This window comes from Klebsiella sp. K4 (genome assembly GCF_014596785.2).
Lineage (GTDB): Bacteria > Pseudomonadota > Gammaproteobacteria > Enterobacterales > Enterobacteriaceae > Klebsiella > Klebsiella pneumoniae.
Map to the genome: position 1 here is coordinate 189,515 of NZ_CP115022.1, position 12,363 is coordinate 201,877.

General features: G+C 51.5%; 13 protein-coding genes. 8 read left to right on the forward strand and 5 right to left on the reverse strand.

What is annotated here, in order from left to right; translation table 11 throughout:
• The first annotated feature begins 96 nt into the window (after positions 1 to 96).
• Complete coding sequence (locus tag IB144_RS27140) at positions 97 to 345, forward strand: hypothetical protein (protein WP_071994626.1); 249 nt, start codon at positions 97 to 99, stop codon at positions 343 to 345.
• Positions 346 to 398: 53 nt separating this feature from the next.
• On the opposite strand, the gene IB144_RS27145 is transcribed toward IB144_RS27140, so the two are convergent.
• A complete protein-coding gene (locus IB144_RS27145; protein WP_223168871.1) occupies positions 399 to 1,385 on the reverse strand; it encodes a hypothetical protein in 987 nt (328 codons plus the stop codon).
• A 537-nt stretch (positions 1,386 to 1,922) separates the two neighbouring features.
• Here IB144_RS27145 and IB144_RS27150 point away from each other — a divergent pair.
• The 3 genes from IB144_RS27150 to IB144_RS27160 all read left to right on the forward strand — a co-directional run bounded on the left by IB144_RS27150 (position 1,923) and on the right by IB144_RS27160 (position 3,752).
• Positions 1,923 to 2,237, forward strand: coding sequence for a hypothetical protein (locus tag IB144_RS27150; protein ID WP_048993616.1), 315 nt, complete (start codon positions 1,923 to 1,925; stop codon positions 2,235 to 2,237).
• Between the two features lie 59 nt (positions 2,238 to 2,296).
• Complete coding sequence (locus IB144_RS27155) at positions 2,297 to 2,905, forward strand: hypothetical protein (RefSeq protein ID WP_048993637.1); 609 nt, start codon at positions 2,297 to 2,299, stop codon at positions 2,903 to 2,905.
• Positions 2,906 to 2,972: 67 nt separating this feature from the next.
• Positions 2,973 to 3,752: a site-specific integrase gene (locus tag IB144_RS27160; RefSeq protein ID WP_149359010.1), complete on the forward strand. Its 780-nt coding sequence runs from the start codon at positions 2,973 to 2,975 to the stop codon at positions 3,750 to 3,752.
• A 57-nt stretch (positions 3,753 to 3,809) separates the two neighbouring features.
• Here the strand turns inward: IB144_RS27160 and IB144_RS27165 are convergent, their stop codons facing one another.
• Together IB144_RS27165 and IB144_RS27170 are read right to left on the reverse strand one after the other, a co-directional pair.
• Positions 3,810 to 4,067 (reverse strand): hypothetical protein, encoded by a 258-nt coding sequence (locus tag IB144_RS27165; protein ID WP_032433931.1) that lies wholly within the window; start codon positions 4,065 to 4,067, stop codon positions 3,810 to 3,812.
• Between the two features lie 127 nt (positions 4,068 to 4,194).
• Positions 4,195 to 4,308 (reverse strand): hypothetical protein, encoded by a 114-nt coding sequence (locus IB144_RS27170; protein WP_171877506.1) that lies wholly within the window; start codon positions 4,306 to 4,308, stop codon positions 4,195 to 4,197.
• Positions 4,309 to 4,940: 632 nt separating this feature from the next.
• On the opposite strand from IB144_RS27170, the gene repE reads away from it, so the two are divergent.
• From repE to IB144_RS27185, 3 genes are all read left to right on the forward strand, one after another.
• The gene (gene repE / locus IB144_RS27175) at positions 4,941 to 5,696 is read left to right on the forward strand and encodes a replication initiation protein RepE (RefSeq protein WP_012539983.1); all 756 of its coding nucleotides are present in this window, start codon (positions 4,941 to 4,943) and stop codon (positions 5,694 to 5,696) included.
• A 763-nt stretch (positions 5,697 to 6,459) separates the two neighbouring features.
• Positions 6,460 to 7,665 carry an AAA family ATPase gene (locus IB144_RS27180; RefSeq protein ID WP_015632469.1) on the forward strand — a complete coding sequence of 402 codons (1,206 nt, stop codon included), beginning with the start codon at positions 6,460 to 6,462 and terminating at the stop codon, positions 7,663 to 7,665.
• A complete protein-coding gene (locus IB144_RS27185) occupies positions 7,665 to 8,639 on the forward strand; it encodes a ParB family protein (RefSeq protein ID WP_171877505.1) in 975 nt (324 codons plus the stop codon). The genes IB144_RS27180 and IB144_RS27185 overlap by 1 nt, the downstream gene beginning before the upstream one ends.
• An 81-nt stretch (positions 8,640 to 8,720) precedes the next feature.
• Here IB144_RS27185 and IB144_RS27190 read toward each other — a convergent pair whose 3' ends face one another.
• Entirely contained in the window at positions 8,721 to 9,992 is a 1,272-nt protein-coding gene (locus tag IB144_RS27190) for a Y-family DNA polymerase (RefSeq protein WP_149359012.1), read from the reverse strand.
• Positions 9,992 to 10,423, reverse strand: a complete 432-nt coding sequence (gene umuD, locus IB144_RS27195; RefSeq protein WP_001568036.1) for a translesion error-prone DNA polymerase V autoproteolytic subunit — start codon at positions 10,421 to 10,423, stop codon at positions 9,992 to 9,994. Before umuD ends, IB144_RS27190 begins: the two co-directional genes overlap by 1 nt.
• A 405-nt stretch (positions 10,424 to 10,828) precedes the next feature.
• On the opposite strand from umuD, the gene ltrA reads away from it, so the two are divergent.
• Positions 10,829 to 12,316 carry a group II intron reverse transcriptase/maturase gene (gene ltrA, locus IB144_RS27200; protein ID WP_004178082.1) on the forward strand — a complete coding sequence of 496 codons (1,488 nt, stop codon included), beginning with the start codon at positions 10,829 to 10,831 and terminating at the stop codon, positions 12,314 to 12,316.
• Positions 12,317 to 12,363: the final 47 nt, after the last annotated feature.

Sequence of the window (12,363 nt, forward strand, 5' to 3'; positions counted from 1 at the left end):
AATCAGGGCAACACCACCGCAATATACTGGTGTCAGGAGCATTACCCGGTCACTGTACACTGTACGGTAATCAATTTTATCACCTGGAGATTAACAATGAGCCATCCTGAAATTCACGTCAAAGACTGGATTGATGTGGGCAACAGTGAGTGTGTGGTGCAACGGCTTCTTCCCCCGGGGTCTCCCTCCGGCGTCTGTATTGTTGTTTTTAATAAAACCAAACCAACCACCCGGATCGTCGGCTGGGACGGCAAAAAATGGTACTTCATGCCCAGCCGTGACTATGGAGGTTATGCAGATGATTATGATCCCTGTGTCCGTGAACTGAAACGGGGCCGTAGCTGACCCCATGAGTTGACATCCTCCCCGTCCTTCAGGCAGGGAGGATGTCAAAGCAACTACCTCTGATTTACCGGGATGGTGGCAGCATAGGCCCGCAGGGGAGCATCAACATTACTGACGAGCGATTCCGCCACTTCCGTCAGTGTCTGAGTGGCCCCGAGTCGGACATCCTCCACAGTGTAGCAGTGCATGGAGCAGGTTCCTTCCCGGAAGCGGAACCCCAGGCCGAGTACATTGTTGAGAAAAACAACGGGGGCGCCATAGCCCGGATCAGGCACCAGAATGTGACCATTACAGCACGGCAACTCAAACTGATCGAACGCGCCTGCCGGCAGCGCCTGCGTATTCTCTGTGCGAAGGGTCAGCAGCACCTGGCTGAGTCCTTTCTGGCCGCTTTCATCCTGAAACACAGCGACCCGGCTGTAAACGCCCACCGCATGCGCCTCACTGAGACCATTCGCCGGCGCCTTGCCCATGACTCCGCGCAGCTGGTTGATCTGCTGATAGTAATCCTGCCGACGATACCAGGCTCCCCAGAAACGCGCGATACTGGCCCAGAAGGCTTCAATCGTCTGTTCATCACGACCGGCAACATCACAGAACAGGGCAAAATACAGCGCAGTCCCGCCGTAGAACTGCTGTCCCGGTGGCAGAACCTGGCTGCTTCGCATGCGGAGGTACTGTGCATTACGCAGCAAAATCCGGGTCAGATCATCTTCTGTACGGATGGAAAGCAGGTCGCGGTAGGCCGCTTCAAACTGAGGGGGCTGAGGGACACTGCTCCATGCCGGCAGGACAGTACAGCCGTTATACTGCGCGATGTCCTGATCCAGGGACGCGACAAGCGGGCTCTTAAGGCAGAAGACGTGGAGTATACTGCCCATACTGGCATTAACCATCTCACGCAGCAGCGCAGACTGGTTAATGTCCCGTGCTCTGGCCACCTCTTTCAGCGCCTGGCCCTGATCGGTCGGAATGCCTTTAAGTGAGACCGACACGGTCCCCTGAGACTCGTTTTGTTCAGATGAAGTCTGAATGTTCATAATGAACCCCTCTTTGACGTTTTAATCTAAAAAGAAAAATTTCCTACAAAACGGGATTTGACTCCACTTGCAGTGGTGGTATTACTTTCTCCTGGTTGTATTACCAATGCAAGATTTTTATTACCTTTTTCCTGTTTCTCTTTTTAAGATCCGATTTCTGCCGGTTCCGGATCTGCGTCCTCCCCTCCGGGGCGCAGCCGCCCACCGACACAAGATGTAGCGGTGTCATCAGCTGATGATGACGCTATATGCTGTGTTTCCCCCCTTCCCTGTGGCCCGGCGCGCAGCAGCAGAAAACAGGGGTTCGCTGACTTCCTGATCGTGGTACACTTCCGGAAAGTTGTTAATAACAGAAAAATCGGATCCGGCCGGAAGGGCTGTCCGGTAATTTAAAAGCGTGGTTATATGTCTGATTATTATCTCTCTAGTGATGATTACGACATGGGAAAATCATTCGTGTGACAGAACCAGGGTCGTGCTGCGCGTCATCATTACTCTGCGTGACTATTGAACCGGATACTATTTTTGAGGCGAGGTATGGGTAAACCAACATTTAGATCATTTTACGATGTGGTCCGGGAGCTTGAGGATGTATATGGCCATAAAGAGCTATGGCTGTATTCAGGAACGGCATACGCAACGCCAACAGAAATGATTAACGCCAGACATAACTGGAAATCGCCAAAAATCCTGAAACGTAACGGAAGAATGGTTGCAGAACGAATTGATAACTCGGACTCATGGCAACTGGTTGGTGACTACAAAAAACCGCTGTTCCAACATTGTGCTCCGCCCTGGCAATCCTGTCAGATAGATGACTATTTTAAAGGCTATTACATTATCGCCCCCTGAAGGTCAGAGGAGTAATGGATGGCGGGATTTATCAACAGATCATCGGTACAGAAAAGACCATGAAAAAGAAAAAAGCGTCAGAACCGGGGTTACTGGCAAGCGACAGCGACTGGCACAATAACGCATGTTTGAATTACATGCCTGATCACGGCACAGCTTACACCGAAGGTTACCGGCGGGCTGCTGACATTCTGATTAAACACATTGATGAATCCGGGCGGGACCAGGATTTTCTGGTTTATCCAGTGTTGTTTCTCTACCGGCATCACATCGAACTCATTATCAAACAGATTATCGGACTGGCTCTGGCACTGGCAGAAGAGCCGGATAAACACCAGTACAAAAAAGATGATCATAACCTGAACACCTTATGGCCACTGGCACAAAAGCTGATCCTGGAAGTTGATGACAGCTACCGGCCTTCCGATTTTAAAATTGTCAAAGAAGTGGTTAAAGCTCTTCACCTGGTGGATGAACGGGCGACAGATTTCCGATACGCCAGGAGAAATGACGGCACCCGGAGCCTTGAAGGGATTCATTACGTCAACACCCGCCGCTTTGGGGAAAAAATGGGAGAGGCTTCCGATTTACTTGACGGGGTCGACAACGGCCTCCGGTACCTGCTGGACTGTAAGGCCGAATGGAATCAAATTCTGGACAGCTTCTGACAGCCAGAAATGGCGCGAAAAATCCATCAGACTTACCTGAGCAACCAATGATACTGAGATACCGATCATGACAGGCCTCATACCTTCAGCTACTTCTCAGGGCTCGATGGCCGCCCTGCCAGTGACCATCGACTATCCCGCAGCATTGGCCTTGCGGCAGATGGCAATTGTCCAGGATGAGCTCCCGAAATACCTGCTGGCGCCGGAAGTCAGCGCCCTGCTCCATTACGTGCCGGATCTTCACCGCAAGATGCTGCTGGCCACCCTCTGGAATACCGGGGCGCGGATTAACGAAGCGCTTGCGCTGACAAGAGGGGATTTTTCGCTGGCGCCGCCATATCCGTTCGTGCAACTGGCCACGCTCAAGCAGCGCACCGAGAAAGCGGCAAGGACGGCAGGTCGTGCCCCCGCAGGCAGTAAGATCCATCGTCTGGTTCCCCTTTCCGATCACCACTACGTCAGCCAGCTGCAGATGATGGTGGCCACCCTGAAAATTCCGCTGGAAAGACGAAACAAGCGCACCGGCAGAATGGAGAAGGCGCGTATCTGGGAGATCACAGACCGTACCGTGCGCACCTGGCTTAGCGAAGCGGTGGAGGCCGCAGCGGCCGACGGGGTGACGTTCTCAGTACCGGTTACCCCCCATACGTTCCGTCACTCCTACGCGATGCATATGCTGTATGCCGGCATACCACTGAAGGTTTTGCAGAGCCTGATGGGCCACAAATCGATTAGCTCGACGGAAGTCTATACGAAGGTGTTCGCACTTGATGTTGCTGCGCGGCATCGAGTTCAGTTTCAGATGCCCGAAGCGGATGCGGTAGCCATGCTGAAAGGGAATATTTAAGTACTTAGGAGAATGATGCTGGCGAACGTCCTGCTCGCCGGTGAGGTCTGTCAGACGTTATCTGGACCAGCTGACGGGAATATCTGCTCTGTATTCCTCATACTGCTCATAGATCGCATGCTGAAGCATCGTAATACGTTCTGACAACCTGTTGGCGTCCGACATATGCCGCCATTCCCCCTCAATAGTGGTTTTCTGTCCATCCGGGAGATTGAGCGTGATCAATACCTTTGTATCACGAATAATCACCCCATCAGTGAAAGAATTAAGACCACTCCTTACGGTATTATCTATCTGTATAGCTTCAAGTTTCATCTTGTTACCTCATGTTGTCCGGATCCCAAGCTTAGATATCTGAACTCAAATTGCTAGTGAAATGTCTGGATGTGCCGCATTTTTCCCCTTACACAGTGAAGCTGGCCAAAGGCCAGCTCGCATGGATTTATCGCTTTTGCCAGTAGATCAGCACGGCAAGGAACAGGATTGTTGCCCCCTGAGAAGCGGGAGAGGCGGTCAGGAAAATTTCCAGCAAGGTCATTATCGTAAAACTCCGCATTATTAATTTCAGGTGTGTGACTCAGGGGCCTTAGTCCCCCCTTTTACAGGAAGTAGTGTTCTGTCACGACGGCAACCAGCGGTAATAAAACGATTCGAATATGCCTGCAGGGACGATAGAAATCTTCGTGCGGCTTGTCTCGCTGTAGCGGGTACTGGAGAGCGACTAGGGGGAGGAGTAGCATCTTCCGGCCACGGATATGATCGAGCCAGCAGTGCTCGCCGCAGCCGAGCGACAGGGCGAAGCCCCGAGTGAGCGAGGAAGCACCAGGGGAGAGTACTTTTCATATTCTGCTGACGCTCAATGCATGAAAAATTTCCTTACGTAGGGATTATCCACTTATCCACCGAGATATTTTTATAAGATCTTTTTTAATAGTTGTTAGATCTTTATTTTTAGAATGCCTGCAGGCCTTTATCCATGCGGGTTACAGAGGGGGATCTGTGACAAACCGCCCTTTCAGTGTGACAAATCACCCTCAAATAGCCGTCCTTTCTGTGACAAATTGCCCTTAACCCTGTGACAAATTGCCCTCAGAAGATGTTGCTTTTCACAAAGTTATCCATGCCTGTTGACTCTGTTTTATGAAGTGTGACAATCTGAAAACCTGTCACACTTCATATGGATCTGCCATGGCGGAAATAGCGGTTATAAACCACAAAAAACGTAAAAATAGCCCGCGGATTGTCCAGTCAAATGAGCTGACTGAGGCGGCATATAGTCTTTCCCGGGATCAAAAACGTATGCTGTATCTGTTCGTTGACCAGATCAGGAAATCCGATGGTTCGCTGCAGGAACACGACGGCATCTGCGAAATTCATGTTGCTAAATACGCTGAAACATTCGGGCTGACCTCCGCTGAAGCCAGTAAGGATATACGACAGGCTTTGAAAGGTTTTGCGGGTAAGGAAGTGGTTTTCTATCGCCCTGAAGAGGATGACGGCGATGAAAAAGGGTATGAATCCTTTCCCTGGTTTATCAAACGTGCCCACAGTCCATCCAGAGGGCTTTACAGCGTACATATCAACCCCTATCTCATTCCCTTTTTTATCGGGTTACAGAACCGGTTTACGCAGTTCCGGCTCAGTGAAACAAAAGAGATTACCAATCCGTATGCCATGCGTTTATACGAATCCCTGTGTCAGTACCGTAAACCTGATGGCTCAGGTGTCGTGTCCCTGAAAATCGACTGGATCATGGAGCGCTACCAGCTACCTCAAAGTTACCAGCGTATGCCGGACTTTCGCCGCCGCTTCCTGCAGGCAAGTGTTGATGAGATCAACAGCCGGACACCAATGCGCCTCTCTTACATCGAGAAAAAGAAAGGCCGCCAGACAACTCATATCGTATTCTCTTTCCGTGATATCACCTCCCTGACAACAGAATAGTTTGAGGGTTATCTGTCACAGATTTGAGGGTGGTTCGTCACATTTGATCCGGCAGGTTGAGGGTGATTTGTCACAGTTTTGCTGTTCCCTCCCTGGCAGCCTGCGCTTATTAATTCTTTTTTGGCTGTAACCGGTAGTGAAACCAAGTTTGAGGGCAATTTGTCACAATACATGAGGGCAGTTTGTCACAATACATGAGGGCAGTTTGTCACAATACATGAGTGCAGTTTGTCACAGTTGATTTCCCCTCTTTCCCTCTTCCCTTTAGTCGCAAGGCCTGAGGCAGTGGTCGAGCTCGTCATAATTGATGAGGGCAGATTGTCACACTTATTGCCCTGAACAGGCTATCTGCGCGTGTGCCTGCGCTTGGGGTGTTTCCCGCAGACCCGGCCTGACCCGTATCCCACAGTCAGGGCTGCCTGCGAAGTTGACCTGTTTCCAACAGAGAATGGAAACCTATTCATGTATTGGGCGTAAGAGCTATCTGCCTGAACGGCTGCTCTTTGCTTCCTCGCCAGTTCGCTCGCTACGCTCGGTCTCATGGCTGCGGCGAGCACTGTTACAGAAAAGCTATCTTTGAACGGTCGTAACAAAAATCAGCCCCTGAGCGTAAAATTGCGATTCAGAACGGTGTTTGAGTGGAACACCCTTCTGGCTTGTCCAAACCCTCCAATTGTTGAGAGCGAACTCAAAACAACATGATTTTTTACTTGCAACATGACTCTTTTTGTTCAAAATGACAAAAAACGTCATGAGGTGATGAATGGACAATATTGAGCAGTTACGGAAAGTCGCCACACGTGCTGGTAAGCTTCTGACATCTTTGAGCGAAAATATACGCCAGCAAAAAGAGGAATTGAAACTTACCGAGTTCTATCAGGAATACAGCAAAGCCGCCCTGTATAAGCTGCCTAAACTCAGTAAAGGCAGTGTTGAGTATGCTGTGGCCGAAATGGAAGCCGGTGGCTACATTTTTAAAAAGAAACCTTCCGGCAATACGATGAAATACGCGATGACGATTCAGAATGTCATCGATCTGTATTTCCATCGTAAAGTGCCCAAGTACAGGGATCGCTTCGATAAAGCCTTCACGATTTTTGTTTGTAATCTTAAAGGTGGTGGTTCCAAGACAGTCTCTACCGCTTCATTATCACATGCTTTTCGAGCTCATCCTCAGCTTCTGTTCGAAGACCTCCGTATTCTGGCCATCGATTTCGATCCGCAGGCATCTTTGACAATGTTCCTGAGCCATGAGAATTCAGTGGGCTTGGTTGAAAATACGGCTGCTCAGGCCATGCTCCAGAACGTGTCTCGTGAAGAATTACTTTCCGATTTTATAGTGCCGTCGATTATTCCAGGTGTTGATGTCATTCCTGCTTCCATTGACGATGCATTCCTTGCTGAAGGCTGGAAGGGGCTGTGTGAAGAACATCTGCCAGGGCAAAATATTCATGCAGTGCTTAAAGAGAACATTATCGACAAGCTCCAGCATGACTACGACTTTATTTTCCTTGATAGTGGTCCTCACCTTGATGCATTCCTGAAAAACTGTATTGGTGCGGCAGACCTGATGTTGACCCCCCTTCCACCGGCGACGGTTGATTTTCATTCTTCCCTGAAATTTGTGGCCAGCCTCCCTGCCCTCATTGATTCGATCGAAATGGATGGGCACACCTGCAATCTCATCGGTAACGTCGGCTTCATGTCCAAAATCCTGAACAAGTCTGATCATAAAATTTGCCATAGCCAGGCTAAAGAGGTTTTCGGTGCCGATATGCTCGACATGGTTCTGCCGCGACTGGATGGTTTCGAACGCTGTGGGGAGACTTTTGACACCGTTATTTCAGCAAATCCCGCAACCTATGATGGAAGCACAGAGGCGTTAAAAAGCGCAAAATCAGCGGCGGAAGACTTTGCGAAGGCAGTATTTGATCGCATTGAGTTCATTCGTACTAACGGAGGTATGTGATGTCGAATGAGAGAAGAAAAACCATCGGCAGACAGTTAAATACTCAGGCGTCAATGGTCGAGATGACTGACACCGATAGAAGCCAGGTATTTACCTTAAAAACCGGCAGGAAGGTAACGTTCAGGTTTGTTCGGATACCTGCATCTGACGTTGAAAGTATGACCTTCGTAAACCAGGAAAATAACGGACGAGATCAACTTGCTCTAACCAGGGAGTCTCTGAAATCCATTATCCAGACGATTAAGTTTCAGCAGTTCTTCCCCTGTATTGGTATTAAGCAAGGTGAAAAGATTGAGATACTGGATGGTTCAAGACGGCGAGCCTCAGCGATTTATATCCGCACAGGCCTTGATGTCATGGTTACCGATGAACATTTATCAGCTGATGAAGCTCGCCAACTGGCTAAAGATATCCAGACAGCTAAAGAACATAACCTTCGCGAAATCGGCCTGAGACTGTTAGCTCTTAAAGAGTCCGGATTCAATCAAAAGGAAATTGCTGAACTGGAGGGGTTATCTCAGGCTAAGGTCACCAGGGCGTTGCAGGCGGCGGCAGTACCGCAAGACTTGATTGCTCTGTTCCCGGTTCAGTCGGAGCTATCGTTTAGTGACTATAAAATTCTTTTAGAAGTTAACGAAAAACTCAGTGAAAAGGGCTTAACGCCTGAAGAACTCATTCAGTCTGTCTCAGATCGACATAATGCAATTTTAAGTGATTGCGAGCGACCAGAAGATGAACAGAAAGCCAGTATACTGAAGCTGATTTCTCAGGCATCTCAGGCATTGATAGCTCCACCTCCCAAGGAAAAGTCAGTGATTTCCCCGCTCTGGACGTTTGAAGAAAAGGACAAGTTTGCGCGCAAACGTGTGAAAGGGCGCACGCTGACTTATGAGTTTAGCCGTATGTCAAAAGTGGTTCAGGATGAACTGGACAAGGCCATCAATGAGGTCCTTGACAGAAATTTGAGTCAATAATTTCGCCATGGCGATTTCACATCTAACTTATTGTAATTAGGAAGTTTAGGTTGAGAATTTCAAGGTGAAATCGCCAAAATTTCACGCCAGTTTCGCTTCAGGAATATCTGACCATCGTGTCGTATAAGCAGGAGAAAGCATCTCCCGTTTCATCTGCCATTCCGGGGCAATGCCCCGCCCCGCAAACCATACTTTACCCAGCCCTGAGTGGTTGATCCCGTCCAGAACCTTCATCAGCTCAGCACTGTGAGGGCGGGGCGGACGTTCGTCGAACAGCTGCAACTGCGAAACGCCGGAGCCGGTGAAGTCATTCAGCATAACTCCGGCTTTGGCATACCGGTGCCCATCCCTCCAGATACGCTCCAGAGCCGTTGTGGCGGCTGCAATGATGTCCCTGGTGTCCTGAGTCGGGGTCAGCAGTTTTTCCGTGGCCACGTTGCCGTAGTACGGCTCTTTAACGGCGAACGGGGACGTTTTGATGAAAACAGAAATATGCCGGCAATACTGGCGCTCTTTACGCAGCTTTTCAGAGGCCCGCTCTGCGTGCTGGCAAATAGCCTGGCGGAGCGACTCGTACTCTGTGATCTTCACGCCAAAACTGCGGCTGCACACAATTTGCTGTTTCGTCGGAGGGGCTTCCTCAAGCGAAAGGCAGCTTTCCCCGTTCAGTTCCCGTACCGTTCGCTCAAGGACCACAGAAAAATTTTTGCGGATGAAGGCCGGGTTCGTCAGAGCCAGATCGAGCGCGGTTTTTATGCCCAGCAGATTCAGCTTGCGTGCAATACGGTTACCCACCCCCCAGATTTCTTCAACCGGCTGCAGTGAAAGCAGTTTCCGCGTCCTTTGCGGATTTCCCCTGGTCAGAGCGAGTACGCCACGAAACTGTTTCCACTCTTTTGAGGCCCACTGGGCTGATTTTGCGAGGGTTTTCGTTGGTCCGGCGCCCACGCCAATGGTCAGGCGGGTACAGTCATACACGTGCTGACGCACCTGCCGGCCGAAGTCCTCAAGCCCCATACAGTGCTCCACGCCGGTCAGGTCGAGGAACATCTCATCAATGGAATACTGTTCCACCCTCGGGGCCATCTCCTCAAGGCAACTCATCACACGTGCTGACATGGAAGCGTAAAGTTCATAATTACTTGAAAACGCATATATTTTTTCCGGGTACCTTTCGTTTTTTATCTGAAACCACGGAGTCCCCATTTTGATCCAGGGCTTCGCCTCGGCACTGCGAGCGATTACGTTCCCGTCGTTGTTGCTCAGGACGACTATCGGCTTTCCTTTCAAATCCGGGCGGAAAACACGTTCACAGCTGGCATAGAAGCTGTTCACATCGGCCAGGGCAAACATCAGTACATCTCCCTCGGGCGGTGGATGATGTGCGTGACGACGCCAAAGATATCCAGCTCGTCGGGGTCAGGATAAATCGGCGACCAGGAGGCATTCATGGGCTGCAGCGTCAGCCGTGGCGTCAGCAGAAGCCGTTTCACCGTAAACTCCCCCTGTACGCTGGCGACAACGATATCGCCGTGCCGCGGCTTTTCAGCACTGTCCACAACCAGCAGATCGCCATTGTACAGACTGCCGTCGGCCATGCTGTCTCCGCTGGCACGCAGGTAGTAAGTCGCGCTCGGATGCCGTATGCAGTAATCATGGAGATCCAGATCGGACTCGACATAGTCAGCAGCAGGGCTGGGAAAACCGCAGCTGGCCAGATCGGCAAACAATGGATGGGCCTGTGGCGGGAGTTCTTTCCCGGTGCTGAAAAGTTGTAGCTTCATCTTTCCTCCTGACACTCTAATTATACTGGTTATACATACAGTGTGCGCCGGGAGACCGGTAGAGATCAAGGGGTGAAAGTCCCCGACCATTGAAGGACCAGCAATCCACAAGGTCCCCGAGTCATGCGTTGCATACCGCGAGGTATGGGGCGAAGCGTTGACAGGGGTGTTGACAGGCCAGCCATTGAGCCACGAAATGTATATTAAATTACCGGGTGCCGACGTTGTACTGTTAACGGAAGGCAACATCATAGGGTGCGATACTGCGAGTGCCACATGGACCCGGCGGGGTCTGAGACCCTGGCATGTCAATACGATCTCTACGCGGGAACCGGGAGATCTCCCCTCTGACCATCTGCCAGTGTCGGAGATGGCCCGCACCGGGAAGACGAGGAGTCATAGCCGGTGATGTACGGAGAGGAGAAGTCGGACTCGCTCATAGTAGCGGCGAAGCAGGCGAACAACCCGAAAGGAGCGGAGTCAGTGGAGCGAAGGAGCGGGGCCAAGGGGAACGCGGAACAGCCACACATGCGCCGGACACAGAGCCGGGAAAGCATGTCACAGAGGCTGTCACGCGTGCGGGAAGCTGCGAAGCAGCGGAAGAAAGAACGGTTTACAGCATTGTTCCACCTGCTGACAGTCGAAGCACTGGAAGCCGCATTCCTCTCCCTGAGCAGGAAAGCGGCCGCCGGAGTGGATGGCATCAGGTGGATGGACTACGCCGGAAACATGAAGAACAACATAACAGATCTGCACCGGAGGCTACATCAGGGCAGCTACAGGGCGCAGCCCGGCAGGCGTCACTACATCCCAAAAGCGGATGGAAAACAACGCCCGCTCGGCATCGCCTCGCTGGAGGACAAGATCGTCCAGTATGCGCTGGTGAAAATCCTGAACGCAGTCTATGAAAACGACTTTATGGGGTTCTCATACGGGTTCAGACCCGGGCGAAGCCAGCACGATGCACTGGACGCACTGGCCACAGGGCTGGTACGCACTAACGTAAACTGGGTACTGGATGCCGACATCAGTCAGTTCTTCGACAGGGTGAGCCACGAATGGCTGATCAGGTTCACAGAGCATCGGATCGGCGACCGGAGGGTAATCAGGCTCATACGTAAGTGGCTCACAGCCGGGACGTCGGAGGAGGGTCAATGGCGAGCAACGGAGGAAGGCACCCCACAGGGTGCGGTCATCTCACCGCTGCTGGCAAACATATACCTCCACTACGTCTTCGATCTGTGGGCGCATCAGTGGCGACGTCGCTATGCCACAGGCAATGTGGTAATGGTCAGATACGCCGATGACATCGTCATCGGGTTCGACAAACGATACGATGCCCGGCGCTTCCGTATAGCCATGCAGCGCAGACTGAGGGAGTTCGGACTCACGGTTCACCCGGAGAAAACCCGTCTGATGGAGTTCGGCCGCTTCGCTGCCGAAAACCGTGCCATCAGGGGAAAAGGCAAACCAGAAACGTTCAACTTCCTCGGGTTCACGCACATCAGCGGGAAAGATCGCAACGGCAGGTTCATGCTGATACGAAAGACCCGCCGGGATCGGATGACGGCAACTCTGAAAGCCATCAAAGACGGTCTGCGAAGGCGCTGGCATTACTCAATCCCCGAACAGGGAAAATGGCTCAGGAGAGTGGTTCAGGGATACCTGAACTATCACTCGGTACCGGGCAACTTCCCCACCATGCAGAAGTTCAGGACACACGTAACAAACCTCTGGCGCCGGGCGCTCAGGCGCAGGAGCCAGAAGGATGATACGACCTGGACGAAAGCAAACAAACTGGCAGCCGCATGGCTACCAAGGGTTCGGGTTCTTCATCCATGGCCTGTGGAGCGGTTCACCGCCAGACACCCGAGGCAGGAGCCCGGTGCGTAAATCGCGCACGCCGGGATCTGTGCGGGGGGTATCCGGTAACGGGTATC